24 protein-coding genes and 1 tRNA gene are annotated in these 26,139 nt (G+C 66.5%); 9 read left to right on the forward strand and 16 right to left on the reverse strand.

The features are described 5' to 3' along the window. A complete protein-coding gene (locus ACO06P_RS05760) occupies positions 1-1,764 on the forward strand; it encodes a tetratricopeptide repeat protein (protein ID WP_420349051.1) in 1,764 nt (587 codons plus the stop codon). A gap of 28 nt (positions 1,765-1,792) precedes the next feature. Here the strand turns inward: ACO06P_RS05760 and ACO06P_RS05765 are convergent, their stop codons facing one another. Continuing rightward, positions 1,793-2,890 (reverse strand): class I SAM-dependent methyltransferase, encoded by a 1,098-nt coding sequence (locus ACO06P_RS05765; protein WP_420349052.1) that lies wholly within the window; start codon positions 2,888-2,890, stop codon positions 1,793-1,795. 107 nt (positions 2,891-2,997) lie between these two features. Between ACO06P_RS05765 and ACO06P_RS05770 the strand changes: the two genes are divergently transcribed. Continuing rightward, on the forward strand, positions 2,998-4,104 hold the full coding sequence (locus tag ACO06P_RS05770; protein ID WP_420349053.1) for a GlxA family transcriptional regulator: 1,107 nt from the start codon (positions 2,998-3,000) through the stop codon (positions 4,102-4,104). A 33-nt stretch (positions 4,105-4,137) separates the two neighbouring features. Here ACO06P_RS05770 and ACO06P_RS05775 read toward each other — a convergent pair whose 3' ends face one another. Together ACO06P_RS05775 and ACO06P_RS05780 are read right to left on the reverse strand one after the other, a co-directional pair. Next, positions 4,138-5,004, reverse strand: a complete 867-nt coding sequence (locus ACO06P_RS05775; protein WP_420349054.1) for an alpha/beta hydrolase — start codon at positions 5,002-5,004, stop codon at positions 4,138-4,140. A gap of 37 nt (positions 5,005-5,041) precedes the next feature. Continuing rightward, positions 5,042-6,229: a hypothetical protein gene (locus tag ACO06P_RS05780; RefSeq protein WP_420349055.1), complete on the reverse strand. Its 1,188-nt coding sequence runs from the start codon at positions 6,227-6,229 to the stop codon at positions 5,042-5,044. 195 nt (positions 6,230-6,424) lie between these two features. Here ACO06P_RS05780 and ACO06P_RS05785 point away from each other — a divergent pair, with 195 nt between their 5' ends. Together ACO06P_RS05785 and ACO06P_RS05790 are read left to right on the forward strand one after the other, a co-directional pair. Continuing rightward, entirely contained in the window at positions 6,425-7,129 is a 705-nt protein-coding gene (locus ACO06P_RS05785) for an SDR family oxidoreductase (protein WP_420349056.1), read from the forward strand. 49 nt (positions 7,130-7,178) lie between these two features. After that, the gene (locus tag ACO06P_RS05790; RefSeq protein WP_420349057.1) at positions 7,179-7,649 is read left to right on the forward strand and encodes a DUF1499 domain-containing protein; all 471 of its coding nucleotides are present in this window, start codon (positions 7,179-7,181) and stop codon (positions 7,647-7,649) included. A 24-nt stretch (positions 7,650-7,673) separates the two neighbouring features. Here ACO06P_RS05790 and ACO06P_RS05795 read toward each other — a convergent pair whose 3' ends face one another. Both ACO06P_RS05795 and ACO06P_RS05800 read right to left on the reverse strand, forming a co-directional pair. After that, complete coding sequence (locus ACO06P_RS05795) at positions 7,674-8,045, reverse strand: DUF6768 family protein (RefSeq protein ID WP_420349058.1); 372 nt, start codon at positions 8,043-8,045, stop codon at positions 7,674-7,676. After that, complete coding sequence (locus ACO06P_RS05800; protein WP_420349059.1) at positions 8,032-8,598, reverse strand: RNA polymerase sigma factor; 567 nt, start codon at positions 8,596-8,598, stop codon at positions 8,032-8,034. The genes ACO06P_RS05795 and ACO06P_RS05800 overlap by 14 nt, the downstream gene beginning before the upstream one ends. Positions 8,599-8,794: 196 nt before the next feature. Here ACO06P_RS05800 and ACO06P_RS05805 point away from each other — a divergent pair, with 196 nt between their 5' ends. Together ACO06P_RS05805 and ACO06P_RS05810 are read left to right on the forward strand one after the other, a co-directional pair. Continuing rightward, entirely contained in the window at positions 8,795-9,550 is a 756-nt protein-coding gene (locus ACO06P_RS05805) for a glutathione S-transferase (RefSeq protein WP_420349060.1), read from the forward strand. A gap of 115 nt (positions 9,551-9,665) precedes the next feature. Next, complete coding sequence (locus ACO06P_RS05810; protein WP_420349061.1) at positions 9,666-10,556, forward strand: phytanoyl-CoA dioxygenase family protein; 891 nt, start codon at positions 9,666-9,668, stop codon at positions 10,554-10,556. On the opposite strand, the gene ACO06P_RS05815 is transcribed toward ACO06P_RS05810, so the two are convergent. The 6 genes from ACO06P_RS05815 to ACO06P_RS05840 all read right to left on the reverse strand — a co-directional run bounded on the left by ACO06P_RS05815 (position 10,553) and on the right by ACO06P_RS05840 (position 16,869). After that, the gene (locus ACO06P_RS05815; protein WP_421938177.1) at positions 10,553-11,737 is read right to left on the reverse strand and encodes a CaiB/BaiF CoA transferase family protein; all 1,185 of its coding nucleotides are present in this window, start codon (positions 11,735-11,737) and stop codon (positions 10,553-10,555) included. The two genes, ACO06P_RS05810 and ACO06P_RS05815, sit on opposite strands and share 4 nt — an antisense overlap. A gap of 40 nt (positions 11,738-11,777) precedes the next feature. Further along, positions 11,778-12,572 (reverse strand): enoyl-CoA hydratase, encoded by a 795-nt coding sequence (locus tag ACO06P_RS05820; RefSeq protein WP_420349063.1) that lies wholly within the window; start codon positions 12,570-12,572, stop codon positions 11,778-11,780. 10 nt (positions 12,573-12,582) lie between these two features. Next, positions 12,583-13,863, reverse strand: coding sequence for a TRAP transporter large permease (locus tag ACO06P_RS05825; protein ID WP_420349064.1), 1,281 nt, complete (start codon positions 13,861-13,863; stop codon positions 12,583-12,585). A 3-nt stretch (positions 13,864-13,866) separates the two neighbouring features. After that, positions 13,867-14,427, reverse strand: a complete 561-nt coding sequence (locus ACO06P_RS05830; RefSeq protein ID WP_420349065.1) for a TRAP transporter small permease — start codon at positions 14,425-14,427, stop codon at positions 13,867-13,869. Between the two features lie 141 nt (positions 14,428-14,568). Beyond that, entirely contained in the window at positions 14,569-15,552 is a 984-nt protein-coding gene (locus ACO06P_RS05835; protein WP_420349066.1) for a TRAP transporter substrate-binding protein, read from the reverse strand. A gap of 84 nt (positions 15,553-15,636) precedes the next feature. Then, positions 15,637-16,869, reverse strand: coding sequence for a pyridoxal-phosphate-dependent aminotransferase family protein (locus ACO06P_RS05840; protein ID WP_420349067.1), 1,233 nt, complete (start codon positions 16,867-16,869; stop codon positions 15,637-15,639). Between the two features lie 153 nt (positions 16,870-17,022). On the opposite strand from ACO06P_RS05840, the gene ACO06P_RS05845 reads away from it, so the two are divergent. Then, complete coding sequence (locus ACO06P_RS05845; RefSeq protein WP_420349068.1) at positions 17,023-19,971, forward strand: FAD-binding and (Fe-S)-binding domain-containing protein; 2,949 nt, start codon at positions 17,023-17,025, stop codon at positions 19,969-19,971. A 14-nt stretch (positions 19,972-19,985) separates the two neighbouring features. Further along, a complete protein-coding gene (locus ACO06P_RS05850) occupies positions 19,986-20,666 on the forward strand; it encodes a GntR family transcriptional regulator (protein WP_420349069.1) in 681 nt (226 codons plus the stop codon). 144 nt (positions 20,667-20,810) lie between these two features. Here the strand turns inward: ACO06P_RS05850 and ACO06P_RS05855 are convergent, their stop codons facing one another. From ACO06P_RS05855 to ACO06P_RS05865, 3 genes are all read right to left on the reverse strand, one after another. Beyond that, entirely contained in the window at positions 20,811-21,884 is a 1,074-nt protein-coding gene (locus tag ACO06P_RS05855) for a saccharopine dehydrogenase C-terminal domain-containing protein (protein ID WP_420349070.1), read from the reverse strand. Positions 21,885-21,968: 84 nt separating this feature from the next. After that, the gene (locus ACO06P_RS05860; RefSeq protein WP_420349071.1) at positions 21,969-22,430 is read right to left on the reverse strand and encodes a hypothetical protein; all 462 of its coding nucleotides are present in this window, start codon (positions 22,428-22,430) and stop codon (positions 21,969-21,971) included. Then, positions 22,430-23,908 carry a GMC oxidoreductase gene (locus ACO06P_RS05865; RefSeq protein WP_420349072.1) on the reverse strand — a complete coding sequence of 493 codons (1,479 nt, stop codon included), beginning with the start codon at positions 23,906-23,908 and terminating at the stop codon, positions 22,430-22,432. The genes ACO06P_RS05860 and ACO06P_RS05865 overlap by 1 nt, the downstream gene beginning before the upstream one ends. 242 nt (positions 23,909-24,150) lie before the next feature. Here ACO06P_RS05865 and ACO06P_RS05870 point away from each other — a divergent pair, with 242 nt between their 5' ends. Further along, the gene (locus tag ACO06P_RS05870; protein WP_420349073.1) at positions 24,151-24,945 is read left to right on the forward strand and encodes a hypothetical protein; all 795 of its coding nucleotides are present in this window, start codon (positions 24,151-24,153) and stop codon (positions 24,943-24,945) included. A 22-nt stretch (positions 24,946-24,967) separates the two neighbouring features. On the opposite strand, the gene ACO06P_RS05875 is transcribed toward ACO06P_RS05870, so the two are convergent. Both ACO06P_RS05875 and ACO06P_RS05880 read right to left on the reverse strand, forming a co-directional pair. Next, on the reverse strand, positions 24,968-25,861 hold the full coding sequence (locus ACO06P_RS05875) for an NAD(P)-dependent oxidoreductase (RefSeq protein WP_420349074.1): 894 nt from the start codon (positions 25,859-25,861) through the stop codon (positions 24,968-24,970). A gap of 98 nt (positions 25,862-25,959) precedes the next feature. Next, positions 25,960-26,035: transfer RNA gene (locus ACO06P_RS05880), tRNA-Phe, on the reverse strand. Positions 26,036-26,139: the final 104 nt, after the last annotated feature.

Consider the following 26,139-nt stretch of genomic DNA (forward strand, 5'->3'; position numbering starts at 1 on the left):
GTGCGAGGCGGCCTGCACAAGATCCGCACACTCATCCTGGTTCTGACGATCACTTGCGCCTCGGCTGCGCAAAGCGGCCCTGCTGCTGCGGAACCCCTGACCCCGGCGAGCTGTGACAACGGGCGAAGGGCGCTTCTCGCGAAGTCCTACGAGACCGCGCTGCAGAACTACCAAGACTGCCTGGCCGAGAACGGCCTGGACAAAGACATGAGGTTCGAAGCCAATATCAACAGCGGCGATGCGCTTATCCAGCTCAAACGTCATCAGGAAGCCGAGAAGTTTCTGCGCGAGGCGGTTCGCCTTGCACCCGATTACTCGGTAAGCACGATTGCGCTCGCAACTGTTCTAGGAGAGCAGGGTAGGTTTCAGGACGGGCTCGATCTTCTCGAACGCTTTGCGCAACTCCACGATGTTGCCGGCAATACTGTGTTTTTTGCCCGCCGCGGCTGGCTCCGCGTCAGCACCGGGAGCTACAAGGACGCTATCCCCGACCTCAATGCGGCGATACGCCTTGGCCCTGAGCGCGCTTACGTTTACGGCAATCGAGGTCATGCTCTGGCGATGCTCGGCCACTTCCGAGCAGCCTATGACGATCTTGAAGCGGCGATTGCGCTCGATCCATCAGATGCCCGGCTCTACGCCTATTACGGACACTACCTGGGCCTCCAAGGCCGCTTTGAAGAAGCCATCGGAAAACTTGATAGGGCATTGGAGTTACACCCCACCGACCTGGACTCGCTCATCGAACGAGGCAACGCAAAATCGGAACTCGGCGATCTTCGAGGAGCCATCGCCGATTACAGCCGGGTCGCCGAGATCGATCCCGAAGAAGAGTGGGCCTATGCCAACCGAGCCAATGCACTGCAGCTTCTGGGCGACCCCGAGGAGGCAATGAAGGATCTGGAGCGGGCTCTAGCCATTGCCCCCGACAACGTAAACGCTCTTGGTCTGCGCGGTGAGCTTCTCAGCAACCAGGGGCGGTACGAGGAAGCCCGGGAGAGCCTGGAAGCGGCTCTGGCTATCGATGCTGACAACAGCTACTCCCTTCACACATATGGCGGTGTGCTCTACAGCCTGGGGCACTGGGACAAGAGCCTGGAGGCGTACGACCGTGCGCTCAGCTCTGACCCGTCGAATAGTTTTCATCGGGCCGCGCGCGGCTACCTGCGGCTGCGTCTGGGCAACACCGGGGCAGCGCTTGAAGACTTCGACATGGCCTTGGCGGACGACCCGGACGTCTTTCAGTTCTATCTCTATCGGGCCCATGCCCTTGCCTGGGCCGACAGAGGCTTCGACGCAGCCAAGGATATCGATAGCGCCCTGGCTCTGATGAATAACGACGAAGCCTCCTGGCACAGCAACGAGATCTGCTGGGACCTGCTGCTTCAGGCTCGGACAGATCTGGCCGAACCGCTGTGCAAACGGGCGGTCGACGTTTCCGATGACGCGCCAGCCCATAGCAGCCATGCCTTCCTCGACTGGCAGCGGGGGCACATGGAGGCGAGCGAAACCCACCTGTCAAAAGCCTTCGAGCTTTCCGGGGGCGACAGCGCCTTCGACCCGTCACGCCGGCTCGAGGCCTTTCCGACCATTCTGGCCCAGGGGCTCCTTATGTACCTGGGCTACCGACCTGATGAGCCGGACGTCGCGAACACCGAAAAGACCCGCCAGGCGATCGAGGCCTTTCAGCGTGATCATGGCCTGCCGGTTACCGGCGAAGTCACCGAGGCGCTGCTCACCGCCTTGAAGGCAGCCAAGCCCTAGCAGCGCCCCGGTAAAGAGGCTGAGGGTTTTAAGGCCGGCAGACGTAGTAGTAGTTCACCGGGTCGTGGTCCAGTTCGTGCGTCTCGACGGCGCCGAAGCCCGCCTCGGCGAAGTAGCGCTCCGCCGTCTCGCGGCCCCACATGGCGCCCAGCCCCTCGCCGCCCTGCGCCAGGGAAACCGTCATGCAGTGCATGCAGGACACCGTGTAGAGCATGGGGCCCAGGGGGTGGTCGCGATCCAGGTGATGATGGCTGGACCCCTTGATGTCCTGGGCCAGATAGACGCCGTCGTCGGCCAGGGCGCGGCGGATGCCCTTCAGCAGGCGCAGCGGCTGCGCCTGGTCGTGCACGGCGTCGAAGGTGGTGACGAGATCGAAGGCCGCCTGCGGCGCGGTGGCGTCAAAGTCTCTGAGGTCCCGCGCCTCGTAGGTCACGTTGGTGAGCCCCTTGCGCTTCGCTGCATCGCGCGCCCAGGCGGTGGCCTCTTCGGAAAGGTCGAAACCGGTGAAGCGGCTCCTGGGGAAGCGTTCGGCCATCAGCATCAGGGCACGGCCCCGCCCGCAACCGGCATCGAGCACCCGAATGCCCGACTCCAGGCGCGCGATCAGATCCGGGACCAGGGGGAGGATGTCGCTTATGAGGGCCGGCAGCACGGCCTGGCCACTGTCCTCGGCCATCACTTCATGAAAGCGGCGGTAGCGCTCGTAAGGCACGCCGCCGCCGTCGCGGAAACAGGTCAGCAGGTCCTCTTCGACGGAGCCCAAGAGCGGCACGTACTGGGCATAGACGGCGAGGTTCGCCTCTCCCGAACGGGTCAGCAGCGCGGCATGTTCGGCCGGCAGGCTGTAGGTCGCAGCCTCCGGGTCGATCTCCACGATGCCGCCGGCCACCATGGCGCCCAGCCATTCGCGCACATAGCGCTGCTGCAGCCCCGCGCGCGTGGCCAGGTCCTCCACCGTCATAGGCGCGGCCCCGTTCAGGGCGTCGAACAGCCCGCTGCGGTGGCCGATGGACGTCATCAGCATCAGGCAGGCTTCGTTGAGCGCCGTCAGCATGCGGCCTTCGAAGGCCTCCTGGCGGGCGGGGTCGCATGGCGTGGCTTGGGGGCTGGAAACGGCAGCTGTCATCTCGGGGGGCTCCGATTGCGTAAGTAGTCGCTGCGGCGCAAGGGGTTCTACCCCCGCTTCTCGTCTCGTGTTAACGTCGTTCCGGTCGAAAACAGGTCAAATCTGCCATGAACACAGCCATCAAGTCGGCGACGGCCGCCTCATCTCCCCCGGACCCGGCCAGGGCCGGAGCCAAAGCCTCCTGCGCCAAAGCCCCCCTGACCGTCGCCCTGGTCGCCCTTCCCGACAGCAGCGCCTCGACCCTTTACGGCATGTTCGACGTCTTCTGCTCCGCCGGGCGCGACTGGGAGTTCCTGACCACCGGCAAAGCCGGGCCCTCGGCCATGCGGCCCCTGGTGGCCGCAGAGACCCTCGGCACCTTCCGGGCCGCCAACGGCGTGAGCATCACACCGGACGTGACCTTCGCCGACTGCCCCCCGCCCGCGATCGTCTGCGTGCCCGATGTCCACGTGGCCCCGGGGGCGCTGGCCGCCGAAGACTACACAACCGTGATCGATTGGCTACGCCGCTGCTATGCAGCCGGCTCCACCCTTGCGGCCGCCTGTTCCGGCAGCCTGCTGCTCGCCGAAAGCGGCCTGCTGGACGGCCAGGACGCGACCACCCACTGGGGCTACTGCGAGGCCCTTGGCCAGAACTATCCCGCCGTCACCGTGCACCCGGCGCGTGCCCTTGTCGCCTCCGGCGACGGCCAGCGCCTCATCACCTCGGGCGGCGGCACCTCCTGGCAGGACCTGGCTCTGTTTCTGGTCGCGCGTTTTCTCGGCCAGGACGAGGCCATGCGTCTCGGCCGCGTCTACCTGGCGGATTGGCACAGCCACGGCCAGCTGCCCTACTCCGCCCTCGCCCGTGTCCGACAAGTGGAGGACAGCCGGATCGCCGCCAGCCAGGAATGGATCGCCGATCACTATGCCGAAACCGGTCCGGTGGCCGCCATGGCCGCGCGCAGCGGCCTTCCGGAACGCTCCTTCAAGCGGCGCTTCGCCAAGGCGACCGGGATGACGCCTCTGGACTACGTCCACACCCTGCGTCTGGAAGAGGCAAAACAGATGCTGGAAACCACCGACCTGGCGGTCGAGGCCGTCGCGCAGGAAATCGGCTACGAGGACGCCAGCTTCTTCCGGCGCCTGTTCCGCCGCAAGGTCGGGATGAGCCCGGCAGACTACCGCCGGCGCTTCGGCGGCTTCCGCCGCGCCCTCACGGCCGCGGCTCTCTGAGGGAAGCGGCCCTTTGAGGGAAGCGTCCGGGCCCTAGCAGCTCGGCGCGGCTGCCGGCCTGCGCGTTTCGGTCTCGACAAAGGCGACGATGTCATCGAGCACCGGAGCGCTGCCGCGCAGCGGGCGCGAGAGCGCGCCGACGATACGGATATGGCCGAGCCCGTCGTAGAAGCGGGCTTCGGCCGTACCACCGGCGGCGCTTTGTCGCTCGGCGAGAACACGGCTGTTGCGCGGTGACACGATGCCGTCGGCATCCCCGCTCAGCAGCAGAAGCGGCGGAGCTTCCGCATTCACGTAGGTCACCGGCTGCGTCGCCGGCCGTTCCTCTTCGGGCCCGAAGATCGCCTTCAGGTCGCGATCCTTCAAGGGCAGGAAGTCGTAGGGACCGGCGAGGCCGACGACTCCGGCAAGCGCGCCACAGGGCGAAAGCCCTTCGCCCTCCAGCCAGCGCCCGTCCAGCGCCAGCATCACCGCGTTGTAGGCGCCGGCCGAGTGGCCGAGGAGAAACAGCGGCTCGTCATGGCGGGCGCGCAGCCAGGCGACGGCGGCCGCCGAGTCCTCCAGAAAGGCGGGATAGACCACCTGCGGATAGAGCCGATAGTCCGCCACGGCCAGCGCGATGCCCCGCGAGGCAAAGGCCTCCCCCACGAAGCGGTAGTCGCCCCGATCCCCGTCCTCCCAGGAGCCGCCGTAGAAGAACACCACGAGCGCCTCCGGCGCCTTGTCTTCCGGCAGATAGAGGTCAAGGCGATGGCGCGGGTCCGGGCCGTAGGCCAACCCCTCCTCCAGACGGTAGCCCTCCTCCGGCGTGAAGGCATTCACGAGGTCGGCGCCCGAACAGGACGCAAGGGAAAAGAGGCAGGCCAAGAGGGCGGAAAGGCGGAGCCATAGCTTCTGCATAACTCTGTCTACGAGCGATCGGGATCGCTGGATGCCTCTATCCTGCCTCCGGCAGCGGAGCGACACAGGATTCCAGCACCCGCGGGTCGCGATAGTACTCCAGGTGGGTGCGACCGCTGAGCTTCTGCGGCCAGGGCGCCTCAAAGCTGAGGCGCCGGCTCATGGCTTCGCCATAGCGGGCGCGGTGCCCGGTGACCGCCCCGCAGAGCCAGTCGCTGGGCGAGAAGAAATCCAGCCAGCGCACCAGCCGATCCGCGTTCAGCAGCGTCTCGCGCTCCGCCTCCAGCCAGGCGGAGCGAAATCGCAGAACGCCGATCGGTGATCCGAGGGAAACATAGGTCAGGCGTTTGAAGTCGGCCCGATGCGGCCAGTCGGCAAAAATATCGGTCGCAACCACCGTGCCGAAGGAATGCGCCATCACGACCACCTCGTCGTAGTCCGCCTTCAGCACCGCCTCCAGGGTCGTCCCGACGCGGCGGCGCAGGCGGTCGCGCAGGCCGACGCCCTGTTCGTCTTCGCGGTTCTCGAAGTAGTCCTTGATGAAACGGGCCAACAGGACGATGGCGTCGACCTGCAGCATTGTCAGCAGAAAAGGCAGCACCGCCCACCAGGCGTGGGAGGCCAGCCATCCGGTAGCCGATCCGAAAGCCCCGACGGCATCGCCGATCACCGGCAGATTCAGTTCCTGCGGAACGCTGCCGCCCGGCGCAACCGCCTGACCGACCAGAACGGCCAGCAGCAGATACCAGACGACCAGCGTGGCGCCGCCGATCAGAAGACCGAAGGCCACCAGAAAGGAGCCCTTGGTCAGCGAACTGAGCACCGCCTGCCAGGTGCGCAAGCTGAAAACCCAGTAGCCCACGAGTTCCAGGCCTTTGTAAAGCTTGGCCCAGGGCGGCAACTCGGTCTGCTCTGGGATCATGTCGGCCCAGTAGGCTTCGAAGACATCGACGCACTGGCTGGTGCTGCCGCCGGGTGCATCGCCGTCGCCCAGAAGCGGGTCGTCGCGGAGCGGATCGACGCGAAAGCGCAGTCCCGCTTCACCCCCGACCATGATCTCGCCGACGCGGGTCACGGGGAAGCGCTCCACCGTTTCCAGGTTGTTGGCCAGAATGTCGCGGCGCTGAAAGCGTTCCTCGCGCTTCATGCCGGGGATCAGGACAATGGCGCGGCGCTTCGCCTCGGGCGTGGCGGCGCCTGCCGGCGTGCTTGGGTTCGGTCCCATGATGGCGGCTTCCCCTGTCGGTCGTTCGGACGGCCCTTCTGTGCTAACCCAGTCCTGAAGCGGCTTCAACAACCTGTGGTGCAACAGCAGTTCCACCATGACCATGCTTTCCTGCGACGAGCCGGTGATGTATCCCTGCGGGGCTGCGCGTCCCTGGTCGTGTGGCGGGACCAAAGCGACTGAGGAGACAGGACTGTGAGCGAGAAACCCGTGGCAATCGTCGTGGCCGGCGGCAGCGGTATGGGGGCGGCGGCGGCGCGCAAGCTGTCTACGGAGGGCTTCGAGGTTGCAATCCTCTCGTCCTCCGGCAAGGGAGCAGCGCTGGCCGAAGAGCTCGGCGGGCTCGGCGTCACCGGGTCCAACCTCTCCGTCGACGATCTCACCGCGCTTGTCGATCAGACCCTGGCCCGCTGGAACCGCATCGATGCGGTGGTGAGCAGCGCGGGGCACGGACCCAAGGGCCCGGTGCTGGACATCAGCGACGCGGACTGGCAGTTGGGCATGGAGGTCTACCTGCTGAACGTGATCCGCATCGCCCGCTTGGCGACGCCGCATATGCAGAGCCGGGGCGGCGGCAGTTTCGTCAACATCTCCACCTATGCGACCTTCGAGCCGGAGGAGACCTTCCCGACGTCGGGCGTGTTCCGGTCCGGACTTGCGGCCTTCACCAAGCTGTTCACCGACAAGTACGCGGCCGAGAACATCCGCATGAACAACGTGCTGCCCGGCTTCATCGACAGCCTGCCGGAGAGCGAGGAGCGCCGCGCCCGCATCCCCATGGGCCGCTACGGCCATGCCGAAGAAGTGGCCGACCTCATCGCCTTCCTGGCCTCCGACCGCTCCAGCTACATCACCGGGCAGAACATCCGTATCGACGGCGGGATCACGCGGTCGGTCTAGATTTCGTCGGCGCGGCGTCGCGCAAACCAGCAGGAGGCGGGCGTCCTCAATGACCTATCTCTACACCGCTCTGGTCTTGATCGTCGTCGCGGTCGTCACGGCGGCCGTCTTCTTCAGGGTCGCGCCGATAGCGCCGGAGGACTGGCACGTCGATCCGGTCACCGTGGTGCGGCCGGACAAGGACAATTACTATCTGCTGCGCCCGGAGGACGGGCACGGCCCGGCGCCGGTCTTCGGGGTCGAACCGGAGAAACTCTCCTCCGAACTGCACGAGATGATCAGCACGATCCCGCGAAGCGAAGTGATCGCGGGTTCGGCAGAGGAACGACACTTCACTGTGATGGTCCGCTCCCAGGTGATGGGCTTCCCCGACTTCATCACCGTGAAAGTGATTGCAGCCGAGACAGGCGCCGCACTCGTGGTTTTCTCGCGATCCCGCTACGGGTATTCCGACCTCGGCGTCAACAAGGCCCGCGTCGAGGCCTGGGTGCAGGCGCTGGAGCAGAAGCTGAAACCCTGACGCCGGAACTCATGCCACAGACGATCAACGTTTTGCTGCCAGGAGAGCCACCTGCATTTCCAGGCGTTTCAAGGTCCGCATCATGCGGTTTGCCTGAATGGACGGCAGAAGCCCGACCTTGGCGATCACCGCAACCAACAGGAAGAAGGTCGCGATCAGTCCCCAGCGCACGACATCGACCACCTCTGTGACCTGATAGCACTTCCACGCCGCGTAGAGACCGATCCCGAAGAAGATGACCTGCCCCAGGAGCAGGGACCAGTTCAGCAGGCCGAACTTGCCGCGAAACAGATCGCCCGCCATCTCCGTCGGGCTCTGCTCCCAGCCGATCCTGTCCAGGATCTCACGGTCTTCGTCATCCAGAGTTTCGCTGATCATTCTGTCAAACTTGTCCATAGCATTCTCCTTCCAGAGCCGCGCGCAGCTTCCGGCGCGCGTGCATCAGGCGGGATTTCACGGTCCCCACCGGTATATCCAATGCGACAGCCACCTCGGCGACCGTCATCTCTTCCAGATAAAACAAGGCAATGGTCGCGCGGTGCTCGGATGAGAGGCCAAGCAAGGCAGCGCGCAGCGGCGCGCTGTCCGCCGCCATTTCGCAGTCCCGAGCACCGCGGTCAACCGGGTCCGGCGCCATCGAAGCGAAGCCAAGGACTTTGCGGTTCCTCTGCTGTGCAGCAACGCGCCGCGCACATCTGCGCGAAACGATGCGGAACGCCCAGGCCGCAAAGGCCTGCTCGTCCTTGAGCTTCGGCAGACCGCGCACGATTTCCACCCAGGCATCCTGAACCGCGTCCCGGGCCTGTTCGGCATCGCCGAGGAGGCGATAGGCGTGGCGCAGGAACCGCCGCTGATAGCGCTCGACCAGATGCTCCCGCGCCGCTTCGTCCCCAAGGCGGGCGCAGGCAACAAGATACGCCTCGACGATCCGTTTCGAAGACTTCGTCACCTCTGCTGACCCTGCCCCCCGATTCCACCACGGCTCTTACAATAAAGGTGGCGGACCCGGCGCTTTCGGTTCATCCGAAACCTCGTAAAAGCATACACGCAGCATTGAAACTGCGGTCGGGCCCACCAAGCCGCGGACGAGCGGGTGATCCATCCGACAGTCTTGCCGTATCACTCTGCAGGAAGCGATGCGACCGATGGCAACACTCTACACTTTCGGCGCCTCTCATTACTGCGAGAAGGCGCGCTGGGCCCTGGACCTGAGCGGCCTCGACTACGAGGAGGTGCGCTGGGCGCCCGGACCGCACCTGATCGCCGTGCGCGGGCTGGCGCCCGGAACCAGCGTGCCGATCCTCCGCCTCGCCGGCAGCACCATCCAGGGCAGCGACAGGATCATCGACCGGTTGGAGGCCGAGGGGCGGGGTAGCTGGTGCACCAGGGCCGAACCGGACGAGACCGAGGAGATCGTGCGGCTGGAGCGCAGGGCCGACGAGGGAGTCGGCGTTGCCGTCCGGCGCCTTGCCTATGCGATGACTCTGCCGGCGAAAGGCGGGCACAGTGCGCGACGGCTGTTCACCGACGCAGTGTGGTGGCAGAGGCCGCTGGCCCGCGTGATGTGGCCGGTCACCCGGCGGGCGATCATGAGGGGTCTGGGCGCGACGGCCGCCGACCTGCCCGACGCAAGGGCCGGCCTGGAACGGGAACTCGACCACTTCGACGCCCTGCTGGCGGACGGCCGGCGCTTTCTCGTCGGAGGCCGCTTCAGCCGTGCCGACATCGCCTTGGCGAGTCTGCTCTCACCCATCGCAGACCCGCCGCAGCACCCGGTTTATCCCGGGCTGCCCGACTCCACCGCCACGGAGACTTTGAAGGCTGCCTATGGCGATCGACCTTGCGTGCACTGGGCATGCCGGGTCTATCGCGACTGCAGGACGCAATCCCGCTCCCGATGACCGTCGCCACCGCGTGACGCCTGCCGTCGACCGCGCTAAGCTGCCTGTCGGATGCAAAGACGTAGCCGTGCAGCCCCGGATCACAACGGGACCGCGGCTGGCGCGGGAGGATGCCATGGACCGAGAGACAAGACGGGAAGTTCTGAGCGACGCGCAGGCCCGGCACTACGGGGATCACGGCTATCTGGTGCTGGAAAGCCGCATCCCCGAGGAGGTTCTGCAGACGATCCGCACGGAAATCGCGCGCTTCGTCGAGGAGGCACGCGGTCTGACCGTCTCCAACGCGCGGCTCGACCTGGAGGACAGCCATAGCCCGGAGGCGCCGCGCCTGCGCCGCGTGAAGGCGCCCTACCAGCTCTCCTCCGTTTTCCGCGACCTCGCCCGCTCCGACTGGGTCCTGGCACCGGTGCGCGACCTGCTCGGGCCGAACCTGCGTCTGCACGGCTCCAAGCTCAACATGAAGGCCGCCGGCTATGGGGCCGCCGTGGAATGGCACCAGGACTGGGCCTTCTATCCCCACACCAACGACGACGTCCTGGCGGTGGGCGTGATGATCGACGACATGGCGGAGGAGAACGGCCCGCTGATGGTCTTTCCCGGTTCGCACGAGGGGCCGGTCCATGACCATCACAGCGAGGGCGTCTTTGCCGGTGCCATGGACCTGGGCGCTTCTGCGCTCGACCCGCAGGATGCCGTCATGCTCACGGGGCCGGCGGGCTCGATCTCGCTGCACCATGTGCGCACGGTGCACGGCTCCGCCGTCAACAGATCCGTCCGCGACCGCCGCCTCCTGCTCTACGAAATCGCAGCCGCCGATGCCTTCCCCGTCGTCGGTTCGACCTCGCCGTACGAGGACTTCGAGGAGTTTCAGTCGCGCATGCTCTGCGGCCAGGCCACGCTGGCGCCGCGGCTGCGCGCGGCCCCCGTGCGCATTCCCCAGCCACCGCCGGCGACCCAGGGATCGATCTACGAAATCCAGAAGGCCCTGAAGGCGCGCAGCTTCTAAGCGCTGACAGGCTCTGCCGCGACGGCGGCGCCGCTTTGGATCATCCGTGTGATCTCGGCATCGGCGTATCCGGCCTCGGCGAGGACTTCGCGGGTATGCTGGCCGAGCAAAGGTGCAGACCGAGTGACCGCAGCCGGCGTGGCGGAGAATTTCACCGGCGGACCAAGGGCCCTGGTCTTGCCGGCCCTGGGGTGCTCTGTCTCGACAATCATGCCCCGCGCGAGAGTCTGCGGGTCCCGATGCATCTCGTTGACCGTCAACACCGGTCCGGCCGGCAGCCCCCCGGCCTCCAGGGTTTCCAACCACTCGGCTGTCGGCTGGTGCCGAAAGATGGCGTTCAGGATGGTTTCCAGTTCGATGCGGTGCTTCATGCGCCCCGCATTGTCCTGAAAGCGCTGGTCCTCCAGCAGTTCCGGGGCCTCGATCAGTTTCGTCAGACGCTCCCAGTTCGCCTGGTTGGCCGCGCCGATGTTGATCCATCCGTCGGCCGTCTCGAAGGCCTGGTAAGGGGCATTCAGGGGATGGGCGGACCCCAGAGGCTCCGGCGTCTCCCCGGTCGCCAGCGCGATGGCCGACTGCCAGAAGGTCTGGGTGATGCCGGCCTCGAAGAGCGAGGTGTCGACCATCTGCCCCTCGCCGGTCTTCAGCTTGTGGGCATAGGCGGCGGCGATGCCCATGGCGCCCAGGATGCCGGCGGTGATGTCGCTGACCGGCGGGCCGACCTTGACGGGCGGGCGCCCCGGCCCCTCGCCCGTCACCGACATCAGCCCGGACATGCCCTGGGCGATGAGATCGAACCCGCCCCGCTCCGCATAGGGGCCGCTGCGCCCGAAGCCGGACAGCGCGCAGTAGATCAGCCCCGGATTGTCCCGGCGCAGCGTCTCGTAGCCGAGGCCCAGTCTTTCCATGGTGCCCTTGCGGTAATTCTCGATGACCACGTCGGCCTCGCGCAGCAGGCGGCGCAGGGCCTCCTTGCCCTCGGGCTGCTTGAGGTCCAGAACGATGCCCCGCTTGTTCCGGTTCATCATCAGGAAGGCCGCACTCTCACCACCGATGGTCGGCGGCACCATGCGGCGGGTGTCGTCGCCGGTGACCTTCTCCACCTTGATCACGTCGGCACCCATGTCCGCCAGCAGCATACCGGCGGCCGGTCCGGCCATGATGTGGGCCAGTTCAATCACCCGGCAGCCGCTGAGCGGCCCTGAGCGCACTGGCGGCACGTCAGCGGCCCCGCCAGTTGGGTTTGCGCTTGGCAAGGAAAGCCTCCAGGCCCTCGCGGAAATCCTCGCTGGTGTAGCAGGACACGATCAGATCCCTGTCCTCGACGTCATTTTGGGCGAGGCGGCGCAGCCCCTCCTTGGTGGCGCGCAGGGTGAGCGGTGCCTGTTCGGCCAGGATGCCGGCCAGATCCTTGGCCCGTGCCATCAGGGCGGAATGGTCGTCGAGCAGCTCGGAGACCAGACCGGCGGTCAGCGCCTCCTCCGCGCCTACGAGGCGGCTTGTAAAGATGATCTCCCGCGTGCGCCCGGCCCCCAGCAGCGCCGAAAGCCGGGCCAGGTTCGACACCGAGAGGCAGTTGCCCAGGGTGCGGGCGATGGGAAAGCCGAACTTCAGATCGGCGGTCGCGATGCGCAGGTCGCAGGCGGCGGCGATGGCCGCGCCGCCGCCGGTGCAGGCGCCGGCGATGGCGGCTATGGTGGGCAATGGACAGGTTTCCACCGCACCCAGCACTGCATCGATCTTGTCCTCATAGTCGAGCGCATGCTGGTCGGTCGTGAAGCCGCGGAACTGGGCAATGTCGGTCCCGGCGGCAAAGGCCTTCTCTCCGGCGCCGGTGATGACCAGGACCTTGACGCCCAGGTCTTCGGGTGACCGGCAGAGCTCCGCCAGACGCTCGTACATCGCGAAGGTGAGCGCATTGCGCGCCTGCGGCCGGTTGAGGGTAATCAGGCCGAGCGTGCCATCGCGTTCGAACAGCAACTCCTCGGTCTTGTCGGCGGGGGCGGGTGCGCTCATGCCAGGGCTCCTAGCGGTAGAGGGTTTCCACAAGGAACATAGGGATGGCCGGAACGTAGGTGCAAATCAAGAGCACTGTCAGCAGAACCGCCACGAAGTAGACGTTCACCTTGGAAACCGCCCAGATGTTGGCGCGCGCAACGGCGCAGGAGGTGATCAGAACGCTGGCAACCGGCGGCGTCTGCTGCCCGATAGCGAGGTTCAGCGTTACCACGAGGCCAAAGTGGACGGGGTCGATCCCCGCCGCCGAGATGAGCGGAATGACGATCGGCACCACCAGGATGATCGCCGCGGCCGAATGCAGGAAGAAACCGACCACCAGAAAGAAGAAGTTGAGGATCAGCAGGATCACGTACTTGTTGTCGGTGAAGTCCAGGATCGCCGCCGCCAGTTGCTGGGGCATCTGGGCACGGGTGAGGAAGCCGCCCATCAGCACCGAGGCGGCCACCAGCAGCATGACGACCGCGGTCTGCATGCCGCCGTCCAGCATGGCGCGTTTCAGGTGCTTCAGGTTGAGCTGGCGGTACCAGAGGCCGACCAGGAAGGCGGCGATGACCGCCAGCCCCGCCGCCTCGGTGGCGGTGACGAAGCCGCCGAAGATGCCGCCCAGGATGATGACCGGCAGCGAAAAGGCCGGCAGCGCCTCCATGAAGGTATGGCGCAGGCGGCGGAGGTTGAAGGCTTCCTCCACCGGCAGGTTGTAGCGCCGGGCGAAGAGGTAGGCGACGAACATCAGACCCGCCGCCCCCAGCAGACCCGGCACGACGCCGGCGACGAAAAGCTGCTCCACCGAGGTGTTGGCGGAGGTGGCGTAGAGGATCATCGGGATGGAGGGCGGAATGATGATCGCCAGAGAGGCCGAGGACGAGGTGACCGCCGCCGCCAGGGGCGCGCTGTAGCCGCGCTTTTTCATCTGCGGGATGAGAATAGAGCCAAGGGCCGCAACGTCGGCGACCGCCGAGCCGGAGATCTCGGCGAAGAACAGCGAGACCCCGATGTTCACCATCGCCAGCCCGCCTTTGACGAAGCCGATGAGGGCGGAGACGAAGTTGATCAGCCGGTCGGTGATGCCGCCCGCGTTCATGATCGCCCCGGCCAGCACGAACATCGGGATCGCGATGAGGGCGAACTTGGTGGAACCGTCGTACATGTCCAGCGCCACGGTCACCAGGCTGTCCGGCCCCTCCGTGATCAGCAATCCGAGGACACCGGAAACCGCCAGCGCGACGGCGATGGGGACGTTGAGGCAGATCATCACCAGCAGGGCGATGAAGATGAAGAGCATCAGCATCGCTCAGCGTTCTCCCTGCCGGTCCATGCTTTGCGCGTTCTTCATTTCCTGCTCCACCTCCTCCTCGATCTCGGCATGTTCGAGGGACGTGCCCGCAACCGTCATGCGCCAGTAATCAGGGAAGGAGAGAATCTCGCAGAGGATGAAGAGCGCGGCGCCGATGGGAATCACCGACTGGGTGAACTGCACCGGCACCCAGGTGAGCGAGACCAGGCGGTCGCCTTCGAGGACCGCCAGCACCTGCATGCCGGCCCAGGCCATCAGCGCGAAGAAGCCGATGACGATCACCTCGGCGACGATGATGGCGACCTTGCGGATACCGAGAGGCAGCGACAGCAGCACGGAATCGAAACCGATGTGGCGGCGCTTGAGGGCCGCCAGCGCCGCGCCGTAGTAGGTGATCCAGGCGAGCTGGATCGCCGCGACCTCGTCATACCAACTGAAGGAATTGCCGGCCAGGCGGTAGAGCACGGCGACGATCACCACCACGCTCAACAGGATCATCAGGATGATCGTCACCCATTCCAGCAGCCATTCGAGGCCCCGCCTCGCGGCAGCGAGCATGCTCCAGATCTCCTCCGCTGCGCGCCCTTGAGCGGCGCGTCTTATCGCGCTCCGTTACGCCGGAGCTTCTTGAAGGGGAAAGAGAGGGAGAGGCCCGGACGGGAGCGATCTTTCCCGCCCGGACCCCGGAAACAGGTCAGCTCACGACCCCTCGGCCAGCCGCAGCACCGTGTCGATCAGCTCCTGGCCGCCCTCGACACTCTCGGCGAACTCGTCGTAGATCGGCTTGGAGGCCTCGACGAAGGCCGCCTTGTCGGCCGTGTTCACCTGCATGCCGCCGTCGGTCAGCTTCTGCAGCAGATCTTCCTCGAGGCGCGCGGCCTCTTCATACACGAAGTCCTGCGTCTCGCGGCCGCACTGGACCAGAGCGCTCTGCACGCCGTCCGGCAGCTTGGCGAAGTGCTTGTCGGAAACCAGCACATAGGCCGGCGTGTAGACATGGCCGGTGATGGAGAGATAGGTCTGCACTTCCTGGAACTTGGCGGAATAGATCTGGGCGTAGGGATTTTCCTGTCCGTCGATCACCTTGGTCTGCAGCGCGGTGAAGACCTCCGAGAACGCCATCGGCGTCGGGTTCGCGCCGTAGAGCTGGAACATCTTCACCCGCCACGCGCCGCTCGGGGTGCGCAGCTTGATGCCGGACAGGTCGTCCGGCGTGTTGATCGGCCGGATGTTGTTGGTGATGTTGCGGAAGCCGTTTTCGAACAGACCGATGATTCGATAGCCCCTGGCCTGGGCGGCCTTCTGGAAGGTGCTCTCCATCAGTTCCGCCTGGACCCGGCGCATATGCTCGCGGTTCTGGATGATATAGGGCATCTCGAAGACGCCGAACTCGTCGGCCACCGACGACATCACCGACGACGGCAGGGCGAAATCGACCTGGCCGAGCTTCAGCTTCTGCAACAGCTCCTTGTCCTTGCCGAGCTGCGAAGAGCCGAAGGCCTGCACCTCGCCGGCATCACCGAGCGCCGCGTTGGAGCAGGCCGCAAAGGCATTGACCGAGGCTTCGAACAGCGATCCAGGCGCCCCGACGTGGCCGAATTTCAGGCTCAGTTTCTCGGCGAAGGCCGGGGTCGCAACGACGGAGACCAACGCGGCCCCCGCCAGAATCTTCATCACGCGCATGGCGTTTCCTCCCTTGTTGGTTCAGTTCCTGCCGCCGTTTGCGTGCCGCCCGGCGGTCTGTTGTTTCGGAACGGATCGGGCGCCTCAGGCCGCTGAGGCGGAAGCCTGCTCCTTTCCGCAAAGATAGTCCAATGCCGCCTGCACGCCGCCGCGGCGATAGGGCATGCCGGAAAGCTCCAGCCCCATCTCGACGCCGGAAAGCGTGCCCATCAGCATCAGGTCGTTGAAGTCGCCCAGGTGGCCGATGCGGAAGACCTTGTCGGCGATCTTCGACAGGCCGTTGCCAAGCGACATGTTGAAGTTCTCGAGCGTGGTCTTGCGAAACGCGTCCGCGCTGTGCCCCTCCGGCACCAGGACGGCGGTCAGCGATCCCGAATAGTGCCGCGGCTCCAGGCAGAGCACCTCCAGCCCCCAGGCGCGCACCGCACGGCGCGCGGCCTCGCCATGGCGCTGGTGGCGCGCAAAGACGTTATCCAGACCTTCCTCGTGCAGCATGTCGATGGCCTCGACGAGACCGTAGAGCAGGTTGGTTGCCGGCGTATAGGGGAAATAGCCCGTGGCATTCGGCTCCGCCATCTCGTCCCAGGACCAGTAGGCGCGCGGCAGGCCGGCACTCTGCGAGGCCACCAAGGCCTTCTCGCTTACCGCGTTGAAGGAAAGGCCCGGCGGCAGCATCAGCCCTTTCTGGGAGCCGGCGACAGTCACGTCGACGCCCCATTCGTCGTGACAGTAGTCGAGCGACGCCAGCGAGGAGATCGTGTCGACCATCAGGAGGGCCGGATGACCGGCCGCATCGATGGCACGGCGAATCTCCGGCACCTGGGTCACCGAGCCTGTCGACGTTTCGTTGTGGACCACGCAGACCGCCTTGATGGCGTGACCGCCGTCGGCACGCAGCCGCTCTTCGATCGCCTCGGGATCGGCGCCATGGCGCCAGTCGCCGGCAATGAACTCCGGCTCCAGGCCGAGACGCTGTGCGAGCTTGTTCCACAGACTGGCGAAGTGCCCGGTTTCGTACATCAGAACCTTGTCGCCGGGCGAAAGCGTGTTCACCAGGGCCGCTTCCCAGGCACCGGTGCCGGAGGCCGGGTAGATCACCACCCTGCCCGCGGTTTTGAAGATCGACTTCATGCCTTCCAGCGCCCTGCCGCCGACATCGGCGAAGGCAGGCCCGCGATGGTCCATGGTGGGATAGTCCATGGCGCGCAGCACCCGGTCGGGGACGTTGGTCGGCCCGGGAATCTGCAGGAAATGACGGCCGGGCGCCGCACCGGGGCGCTGGGAGTCGGGGCGCTGAGACCCTGGGCCTTTGGACATGGGATCCTCCCTCCTCGCCGCCTGCCTTTCTCCGGCCCTTCCCAACCTTTGCGGGTGGTGCCGTTGTGTGATCGGAAGGCTTGCCTTCGCCCTGAGAAAGACGTTATGAATTATGAATATTGAATACAAAATACAAATCACCGGCGGATGTCAATGGCTGATGTGCAGCACCGCGATCAGGGAGCCCTCGCCCGGCGGCTGAACGCCGCAGTGGAGGGCGACGCCTTCGGTGACCCCTTCTCTCGCGGCCGCTACGCCACCGATGCTTCGATCTATCAGGTGATGCCGCGCGCGGTCGTGGTGCCCAGGACCATGGCCGACGTCGACGCCACCCTGGCCATCGCCCGCGAGGAAGGCCTCGCGGTCCTGCCGCGCGGCGGCGGCACCTCGCAGTGCGGGCAGACGGTGAACGACGCGGTGGTGATCGACTTCACCAAGCACCTGAACAAGGTTCTCTCGCTGGATGCCATCGCCGGCACCGCCGAGGTCGAGCCCGGCCTCGTTCTCGACCATCTGAATGCCTCCCTGAAGCAGCACGGTCTGTGGTACCCGGTCGACGTCTCCACGGCATCGCGCGCCACCCTGGGCGGCATGGCGGCGAACAACTCCTGCGGTTCGCGCTCCATCCGCTACGGCACCATGCGCGACAACGTGCTGGGCATCGACGCGCTGCTCGCCGACGGCACCCGCATGGCCTTCGGGCCGGTTCCGCGCGATCTCAGCGGCATCAACAGCCCGGACCCGCGGCACGACCTGTTCCGCGACCTGCTCGATCTCGGCCGCCGCGAGGCCGGGGAGATCAGGGCGCGCTTCCCGGACCTGATGCGCCGGGTCGGCGGTTACAACATCGACGCCCTGGTGCCCAACGGCCCGACCAACAACCTCTCCCACCTGCTCGTGGGTTCAGAGGGCACTCTGGCCGTCAGCGAGAAGATCACGCTGAAGCTTTCGCCGCTGCCGGCCAACAAGGTGTTGGGCGTCTGCCACTTCCCCAGCTTCTACGAAGCGATGGATGCGGCCCAGCATCTGGTGACGCTCGATCCGACAGCAGTCGAGCTGATCGACCGCACGATGATCGAACTGGGCCGGGAGATTCCCCTCTTCCGTCCGGTGGTCGAGCGCTTCGTGCGCGGCGAGCCGGAGGCGATCCTGCTCGTGGAGTTCGCCGAGGAGGACCAGAGCGAAAACCTGCGCCGCCTGAAGGCGCTGGGCGAGATGATGGCGCAGCTCGGCTTCCGCTGGGGCGATCCCGGCAAGAAGGACGGCGGCGTGGTGGAGGCCATCGATCCGGACTTCCAGAAGCAGATCTTCGGCGTCCGCGCCCAGGGCCTCAACATCATGATGTCGATGAAAGAGGCGGGCAAACCGGTCTCCTTCGTCGAGGACTGCGCGGTGCGTCTGGAAGACCTCGCCGACTACACCCAGCGGCTCACCGAGATCTTCCGCAAGCACGGCACCATGGGCACCTGGTACGCCCATGCCTCGGTCGGTACTCTGCATGTGCGCCCGGTTCTCAACCTGCGCCTCGACAATGACGTCAAGGCCATGCGGGCCATCGCCGAGGAAGCCTTCGAGATGGTGCGCGAGTACCGCGGCTCCCACTCCGGCGAGCACGGCGACGGCATCGTGCGCTCGGAATTTCACCGCGACATGTTCGGCGCGCGCATGGTGGAAAGCTTTGAGTGGGTGAAGGACCGGCTGGACCCAGAGGGTCTGTTCAACCCGAACCGCATCGTGCGGCCGCCGGCCATGGACGACCGCAGCCTCTTCCGCTACCCGCCCGACTACACGGTGCCGGAGCTGCGCAGCGTCTTCGACTGGGCCGGCTATCCCGGCGCCGGGCGCGGCCTCCAGGGCGCGGTGGAGATGTGCAACAACAACGGCGCCTGCCGCAAGATCGGCGACGGCGTCATGTGCCCCTCCTACCGGGTCACCCGCAACGAACGCGATCTCGTGCGTGGCCGCGCCAACACCCTGCGCCTCGCCATCTCCGGCCAGTTGGGGCCGGACGCCATGACCTCCGAGGAGATGGCGGAGACCATGAAGCTCTGCGTCTCCTGCAAGGGCTGCCGGCGCGAATGCCCGACCGGTGTCGACATGGCCAAGATGAAGATCGAGGTTCTGGCCGCCCGCGCCGAAAAGCACGGCCTCTCGCTGCGCGACAAACTGGTCGCGCATCTGCCGCGCTATGCGCCCTGGGCGGCACGCCTTGCCGGCCTTATGAACCTGCGCGACCGCCTGCCGGGCGCCGCCAGGCTCTCGGAGAAGCTGCTGGGCCTCAGCGCCGAACGCAGCCTGCCCAAATGGCGGCGCAGCCCCTACCGGCCCACCAACAGAGGCGATGATGACGCCGAAGTCATCCTCTTCGCCGACACCTTCAACCGCTACTTCGAGCCGGAGAACCTGCAGGCCGCCGAATCGGTGCTACAGCGCGCCGGCCTGACGCTGGGCCACGCGCAGCCTGATGACGGTAGCCGCCCGCTGTGCTGCGGGCGCACCTATCTGGCCGCCGGGCTGGTGGAGGAAGCCAGGGCGGAAATGCAGCGGACTATCGCTGCCCTGAAGCCCGCCCTCGAGCGCGGCGCGGTGGTGGTGGGGCTGGAGCCCTCCTGCCTGCTCACCTTCCGCGACGAGGCCCCCGCCCTGCTCGGAGACGACTGGTCCGCCGAACTGGGAAGCCGCATCCTGCTGTTCGAGGAATTCATTGCCGGAAAGCTGGATGACGGTGGCTTCGACCTGCCGCTTGCGGCCCTGCCGCAGAAGAAGGCGCTGCTGCACGGCCACTGCCACCAGAAGGCATTCAACGCCGTGACGCCGGTACAGCGGGCGCTCGGCATGATCCCCGATCTTGCGGTAGACTTGGTCGAGTCGTCCTGCTGCGGCATGGCCGGCGCCTTCGGATATCAGGCCGAGACGCTGGAGGTATCGCGGGCCATGGGCGAGCTCAGTCTGCTGCCGGCGGTGCGGGCCGCCGACGCCGAGACCCTCGTGGTCGCGGACGGCACCTCCTGCCGGCACCAGATCGCCGACGGCAGCGCCCGCGAAGCCGTACATGTCGCCGTGGTGCTGGACGAAGCCAGCCGTGCCGCGGCCGGAAAGTGACTGCGAGGGGGATCATGAGCCTGCCACAGCCCGAGGTGATCAGCCGCCGTCCGCTCCATCACGAGCTGGTCGACCGCCTGCGCGACATGATCATCCAAGGCGAGCTGGAGCCGGGCCAGAAGATCTCGGAAAAAGCGCTCTGCGAACGCTTCGGCGTTTCCCGCACGCCGCTGCGCGAGGCGATAAAGATCCTGGCCGCCGATGGCTTCCTGGACCTGACGCCGCACCGCGGCGCCTCGGTGGTGAAGCTGAGCCTGAAAGACTTCGAAGAGGCGCTGCCCATCATGGGGGCCCTGGACGCTGTGGCCGGAGAGCTGGCCTGCCAGAACGCCACCGACGCGGAGATCGAGGAGCTGGCCGCCCTCACCGATCGCATGACCGAACGCTTCACGGCCGGCGACCTGACGGGCTACTACAAATTGAATTCCCGCATCCACGAGCTGATCATGGAGATGGCGCGCAACCCGACCCTGACGCGCTCCACCCGCGTGCTGTCGGAGCGCATCCGCCGGGCGCGCTACGAACTGGTGATGTCACCGGCGCGCTGGGCCCAGGCGGTGGACGAACACCAGGCCATGGTCAAGGCGATCCAGAACCGCAAGGGCGTACAGCTCGGCCGCATCATGAAGGTGCACGTCATCCACAAGCTGCAGGATCTGCAGGCCCACCTCTTCGCCAAGGAGCGCGAAAGCTAGAGCGGGTCATGTTTGGGCGCAAACACGAGAGTGTTTCCGTCCAAACATGTGAACCCGCTCTAGGCTTAAGAATTGGAGCAGATTCACCGGGTTTGATGGATCGCATCTGCGATTCCATCAAACCCGGTGAATCTGCTCCAGGCTTCAAGCCCCGTGGTCGCGGTAGAGCCGTCCGGTCGGGGTGTCCAGAAAGGCCTCGAAGGGGATCTCCTCCTGCTTGATGAAACCACGCGCCGGCAGTTTGCCCTCGTTCACCATCTCGATGACCGCGCAGGCCGAAGCCGACGTCGTCCAGGCAATCGCCGTCCAGCGCTCCCCCGCCACCGCGATGGGGTAGTAGGCCTGCACGTACTCCTTGCGGTTCAGCCGGTCGTCGGACCAGCCCTCCGCCGAGACGTGGACGTAGACCACGTCGTCATCCACAGGCGGTTTGGCGTGGGTGAGGATCTCGCCCGCGAGATCGCGGCGCTCGCGCATCAGGAGCTCGTGGAAGAAGAAGTTCATCATGTCCACATGGCCGGGATAGCGCATGGACTTGTAGTCCAGGTTTTCGATCCGCCCCTCGAAGGTCTCACACATGGTGCCGAGGCCGCCTGAGGTGGTGAAGGCCTCCAGCTTCACGCCGCCGACGTAGAGGGTCTCGATCCACTCCATCGGCGAGACCCACTTGTGCTGCCCCTCCTCGATCACCTCGCAGTCGTTGAGGTATTCGTTCACGACGCCCTCCGGCGACCAGTTGAAGGCGTAGCCCAGATGACCGGTGGGGTGCTGCGGAAGCGCGCCGACGCGCATGCGCAGGGTGCGCACGGACTCGAACTGGCTGGCGAGGTGGGCGCCGACGATGCCGACGAAGCCCGGCGCCAGCCCGCACTGCGGCGCCATCACGCCCTTGGAGGTCTTCGCCAGTTCACGGATCGCCTGGGTAGTGGGTACGTCCTCGGTGAGGTCGAAGTAGTGCAGCCCCTCCTGATGGGCGGCGGTGGCGATGGCCGTGTTGAGGGCATAAGGCAGGCAGGAAATGACCGCATCGTAGGGCCGCAGGAGCGCAGGCAGCGCCGCTGCGTCCGTCAGGTCTGCGGCGACGACGTCGAAGGGGGGCGTCCGGCGCAGCCGCCGCGTATCGACGCCGGTCACCCGGAACCCCGCCTCGGTGAGCATCCGCGCCGTCAGGGAGCCGACCTTGCCGAGGCCCAGGACAGCGATCTTCTCAATGGACATGGCAGGGTTCCTCGGGCGGGACAGAACGGGGTCTCGGCGCAGCAGCGGCAATGTGCGTCCTCACCGGGGCATCGGGGACGATGATCACACCGCTTCGCCCCGCAACACCGCCGCGCCGCGCAACACTGCCACGGCGGCGCAAAACTCGCACTCGCTCTGCGCCAGGCGCCAGCCATCCAGGTTGACGATGCGGCCGTCCGCAAAGTCGGCGCGCACCGCCGCGTCGAAGTCTTGCAGCCAGGTCGCCGCCAGAACCGGATCGTCTTCCGGCGGCGGCGACTGGCGGGCGGATTGCTCAACCCGTGCGGCCAGGGCGCCGGCGCGGTCGGCGGGCAGGCTGAGGAGATAGCGCCGGCCCAGCGAATGGAGGGCCGCGTCGTCGCCATACCGCTCGGCCAGACCGGCGAGCCGCGCATCGAGCGACGGCGCGGCCTCCACGGCCGGCAAAACGGCAAGCGTTTGTCCCGTCACAGCAGGGCTGGCCGCAAGGGCGGCCAGAGCCAGGAGAAGGGTCCGCCGGGAAACCGGCTCCGGAGAAACAGACATCACGTCAGCTCCTGTCTCAGATCGTCGGTCAACCGAAGCGCGAGGGCGATGAGGTTCATGGTCGGATTGGCATGGCCGGCCGTCGGAAAGACGGAGCTGCCGGCGATCGAGAGATTGCTGACCCCGTGCATCCGGCAATCGCGGTCGACGACGCCCTTCCTCGGGTCGTCGTGCATCCGGGTTCCGCCGCAATGATGGATCTGCCAGCCGACCTGCTGCTGCCAGCGCAGGTTTTCGGCATCGAAGTCGATCTGCATGCGCGCATAGTTCTTCGTCCCCACAGCGGCTGCGAAGCTTTCGAAGACGGTGGCCAGGGTCCGGCCTTCGAGGTCGCCGAACCGCAGCGCGAGGCGGGCCCGCGGCAGGCCCAGGGCATCGACCTCGTCCGCGAGCGTGACCCGGCTTTCCGGATTCGGCGCCTGTTCGAGGCGGATGCGCAGCTGATAGCTGGCCGGTCGCGCGTCTTCGTCGTCGAACCAGTCCCCCACCCTGTTCCACAGACGCATCAAGGCGCCGCCTTCCGACTCCTCGTCCCGTCTGGGGATCAGGAAGGCGGAGTGATTGAGAATGCCGGCCTCGCGCTGCCGGGCGTCGGACAACCTGAAGTCCAGCCGCACCTCCTGGTCGCCCCGGCGGGCGCGCGGCTTTGCGAAATAGGGGACGTTGGCGGACGGCGAAAAGACGACCCGCCCGGCGCCGAAGTTCGGGTGTTCCATGAAGTAGCGACCCGTCGACTCTTGAGAGGCCGGATCGCCGAGCTTTGCGATCAGCAGGATGCGGGCGTTCTCGATACCGCCGGCCGCGAGGACGTAGTGCCGCGCGGCAATCCTTGCGCGCTTGCCGCCGATCGAAGCGACCCTGGCGCCGGTAATCCGGCCGCGGGCTTCGTCCGTCTCGAAGCCGACGAGGTTGCAGCGGACGATGCAGCGGACGTTGGCGGCCTTTTCGATGTCGCCGCGATAGACCTCTCCGAATCGCGTCACCGGCTCCGGAAAACGGAAGACTTCCGGCTCGTAGCCGGTGCCTGCCAGAGGGAATTCCGGCAGAGGATCGCTGAGGGCCCAGGGATCGACGGCTGCGGCAGGCATGGTCAGGCGGCAGACCTCCGCCGCCTCGCGCAGGTAGGACGCGAAGTCCTGGTAACCGATCGGCCAGCCGCTGTCGGGAACCCAGTCCCGCACCGCAAAGTCTATGGGGTCGAGGGGCGTAGACTGGCCGGCCCAGTGGCCGGTGGTGCCGCCGAAGACGCGCAGACGGACGCCGTCCAGCGCCGGATAGTCCAGTCCCGCGACCGCGCCCTCGGCAAGCTCCTGGATGTCCGACTCCAGATCGAAGTCGCCGCTTTCGATCATAACGATGGACAGCGGCGTGTCGCGAAGCTTGCGGGCCATGGCGATGCCGGCCGCGCCGGCGCCGACGATGCAGAGGTCCGCCGCGATGGTCTCATCGTCGGACAGCTCGTCGATCCGCAGAAACATGCTGACCCCTTTGCAACCGGATCTCTCAGGGACTGGTGTCCCCCCGATAGTGCTGCGCCGCCCGCAAGTCAACAGCCGCGGACGCCGGGCCTGCAGCGGGCGCCCTCGCGAGACGCGGGTATCGCACCCCCGGAAGCGTCGCGCCGCATGCTTGTCCGGTCCCGGGCGCTGTGCCAAGTTGCGGCCTCCGCGGGCTGCCCGCCAGAGAACGACTCGCCGCCGAGTGCAGGGGAAATTCCGACGTGAGCGACGACAGGCTTCGCTATTTCATCATCAATTCCGGGCGCTGCGGGTCTTCTTTGCTGGCGGCCATTCTGGCCGACTCCGGGGCTGACTTCGGGCTGCCCGTGCCGGCGGACTGGAGCCAGGACGAAGGCGCCCTGGAGCACCCGGACATCGACTACGTCAGCCGCCAGTTCCGCCGCGCGGCCTACCTGCTGCCCCGCAAACGCTCGTCCCTGCTGGTCAAGTACCAGATCGACATCCGCCAGAGCCGCGCCAAGAAGCGGGCGCGCCAGGTGTTGAGCCAGGTGGGCTATGCCAAGACCGACAACCTCGACCTCTGGACCTGGCACGTCACCAAGATGGGCTATCACCCGAGGATCATCGTGTCCTACCGGGATTTCGCGGCGACGGCGCGCAGCTTCTTCATCCTGCGCGGTCTGCACTTCCACCACTTTGCCGAAAACTACAGCCGCACCTACGAAAACGCGCTGATGATGCTGGATGTCTACGGCGGCTGTGCGGTCGCATTCGAGGAGATGGTGAACCCGAACGAGACCGCCTGGGCCGACGCCCTGTCCCAGGCAACGGGGCTGCCGAGAGACCGCCTGCTGCACCACCGCGACGAACGGCTGAAGGAAGGCGGCGGAAGACCGCGGGAGACCGCGGGCCCCGACGGCGCCGCGCCGGCGGCCAACCGCCCGAAGATCGTCCTGGAGAGCCCGCGGGCCGCGGCGGTCGAGGCGCAGCTGCGCCGGCTCAAGGGCTGCTACCTGCCGCCCAGCGCGCAGATCCGCCGCAAGTGGGGCATCTGAGCCGCGACCTCCAAAGCTTGTTCTAGCCGTCGATCGCCTTGCCGATGCGCCCTTCCACCGCCCGCATGGCGGCGGAGAAGTCCTCCTCGCCGAAGCCGGCGGCCTCAGCCTCCTCCAGGGTGGCGATGACGGCCTGCAGCGCCGGATAAGCAGTGGCTTCGGGGGCCATGGCGCGGGCGAGCCGCGCGTCCTTCAACATGAACTTCAGCATGAAGAGCGGCGAGAAATCGCCGGAGCGCATACGCGGCACCCGGTTCTCGAAGTAGCGCGAATAGGCAAAGCCGGTGCCCTGGGTGACGATGTCGAAGAAGGCTTCGATGTCGGCGCCGGTCTCCAGGCAGAGCCCCATGGCCTCGGCCACCGCCACCGCATGGCCGGCGACCAGGGTCTGGTGGATCAGCTTCATGTGGTTGCCGGCCCCTGACGGCCCGCAGTGGCGGATCAGTTGCCCGCAGGCGGCCAGCACCGGCTGCGCCCGGGCGAAGGCCTCCGCGTCGCCGCCGACCACGAAGCTGATGGTGCCCTCCTGGGCCTGCTTCACCGAACCCAGCATGGAGGCGTCGAGATGGCTCGCCCCCCGTGCCTTCAGGCCGGCGCAGACGTCGCGCGTGGCATCGGGCCCGACGGTGGAACAGTCGATGGTGATGCTGCCGGCGCGGATCGACGCGGCAACGCCCTCCGGGCCCAGGTAGACGGCGCGCAGCACGTCGTTGTTGGGCAGGCAGGACAGCAGGACGTCGCAGGCCCCGGCGATCTCCATCAGAGAACCCGTGGCCTCGGCCCCTGCCTCCGCGCAGATCCGCGCCGCCAGCGCGCTGTCGAGATCGTAGCCCAGCACCGCGCCCGGAAAGGCCGCCGCCAGACGCCGGGTCATGGGCGCCCCCATGGCCCCCAGACCGATAAAGCCGATTTTCATGGCATTTCCCCCGTCCAACCTCGTCCCGCAAAGCGGCGCCGAATGCACGCAGGCCTTGCCGATGACTAACGGGGACGCAGCATATTAGGAGAAGAGAATGGTGCCCAGGGGCGGAATCGAACCACCGACACCATGATTTTCAGTCATGTGCTCTACCAACTGAGCTACCTGGGCACTGGAGAGGCAAACTGTGGAGCCTGGGTGGCCCGATACCTCCGCGCGCTGCGCGACAGCGACGCAGGCTTATAGGCCCTGGGCCGGCCTCTGTCCAGCCCCCC

It is taken from the genome of Pelagibius sp. (assembly GCF_965227505.1).
Lineage (GTDB): Bacteria > Pseudomonadota > Alphaproteobacteria > Kiloniellales > Kiloniellaceae > Pelagibius.

What these genes read in the sequence shown, in the direction of transcription:
- ACO06P_RS05765 (WP_420349052.1), bottom strand. Translation starts at nt 2,890, where the DNA reads ATGACAGCTGCCGTTTCCAGCCCCCAAGCCACGCCATGCGACCCCGCC.
- ACO06P_RS05770 (WP_420349053.1), top strand. Translation starts at nt 2,998, where the DNA reads ATGAACACAGCCATCAAGTCGGCGACGGCCGCCTCATCTCCCCCGGAC.
- ACO06P_RS05775 (WP_420349054.1), bottom strand. Translation starts at nt 5,004, where the DNA reads ATGCAGAAGCTATGGCTCCGCCTTTCCGCCCTCTTGGCCTGCCTCTTT.
- ACO06P_RS05780 (WP_420349055.1), bottom strand. Translation starts at nt 6,229, where the DNA reads ATGGGACCGAACCCAAGCACGCCGGCAGGCGCCGCCACGCCCGAGGCG.
- ACO06P_RS05790 (WP_420349057.1), top strand. Translation starts at nt 7,179, where the DNA reads ATGACCTATCTCTACACCGCTCTGGTCTTGATCGTCGTCGCGGTCGTC.
- ACO06P_RS05795 (WP_420349058.1), bottom strand. Translation starts at nt 8,045, where the DNA reads ATGGACAAGTTTGACAGAATGATCAGCGAAACTCTGGATGACGAAGAC.
- ACO06P_RS05805 (WP_420349060.1), top strand. Translation starts at nt 8,795, where the DNA reads ATGGCAACACTCTACACTTTCGGCGCCTCTCATTACTGCGAGAAGGCG.
- ACO06P_RS05810 (WP_420349061.1), top strand. Translation starts at nt 9,666, where the DNA reads ATGGACCGAGAGACAAGACGGGAAGTTCTGAGCGACGCGCAGGCCCGG.
- ACO06P_RS05820 (WP_420349063.1), bottom strand. Translation starts at nt 12,572, where the DNA reads ATGAGCGCACCCGCCCCCGCCGACAAGACCGAGGAGTTGCTGTTCGAA.
- ACO06P_RS05825 (WP_420349064.1), bottom strand. Translation starts at nt 13,863, where the DNA reads ATGCTGATGCTCTTCATCTTCATCGCCCTGCTGGTGATGATCTGCCTC.
- ACO06P_RS05830 (WP_420349065.1), bottom strand. Translation starts at nt 14,427, where the DNA reads ATGCTCGCTGCCGCGAGGCGGGGCCTCGAATGGCTGCTGGAATGGGTG.
- ACO06P_RS05835 (WP_420349066.1), bottom strand. Translation starts at nt 15,552, where the DNA reads ATGCGCGTGATGAAGATTCTGGCGGGGGCCGCGTTGGTCTCCGTCGTT.
- ACO06P_RS05840 (WP_420349067.1), bottom strand. Translation starts at nt 16,869, where the DNA reads ATGTCCAAAGGCCCAGGGTCTCAGCGCCCCGACTCCCAGCGCCCCGGT.
- ACO06P_RS05845 (WP_420349068.1), top strand. Translation starts at nt 17,023, where the DNA reads ATGGCTGATGTGCAGCACCGCGATCAGGGAGCCCTCGCCCGGCGGCTG.
- ACO06P_RS05850 (WP_420349069.1), top strand. Translation starts at nt 19,986, where the DNA reads ATGAGCCTGCCACAGCCCGAGGTGATCAGCCGCCGTCCGCTCCATCAC.
- ACO06P_RS05855 (WP_420349070.1), bottom strand. Translation starts at nt 21,884, where the DNA reads ATGTCCATTGAGAAGATCGCTGTCCTGGGCCTCGGCAAGGTCGGCTCC.
- ACO06P_RS05860 (WP_420349071.1), bottom strand. Translation starts at nt 22,430, where the DNA reads ATGTCTGTTTCTCCGGAGCCGGTTTCCCGGCGGACCCTTCTCCTGGCT.
- ACO06P_RS05865 (WP_420349072.1), bottom strand. Translation starts at nt 23,908, where the DNA reads ATGTTTCTGCGGATCGACGAGCTGTCCGACGATGAGACCATCGCGGCG.
- ACO06P_RS05875 (WP_420349074.1), bottom strand. Translation starts at nt 25,861, where the DNA reads ATGAAAATCGGCTTTATCGGTCTGGGGGCCATGGGGGCGCCCATGACC.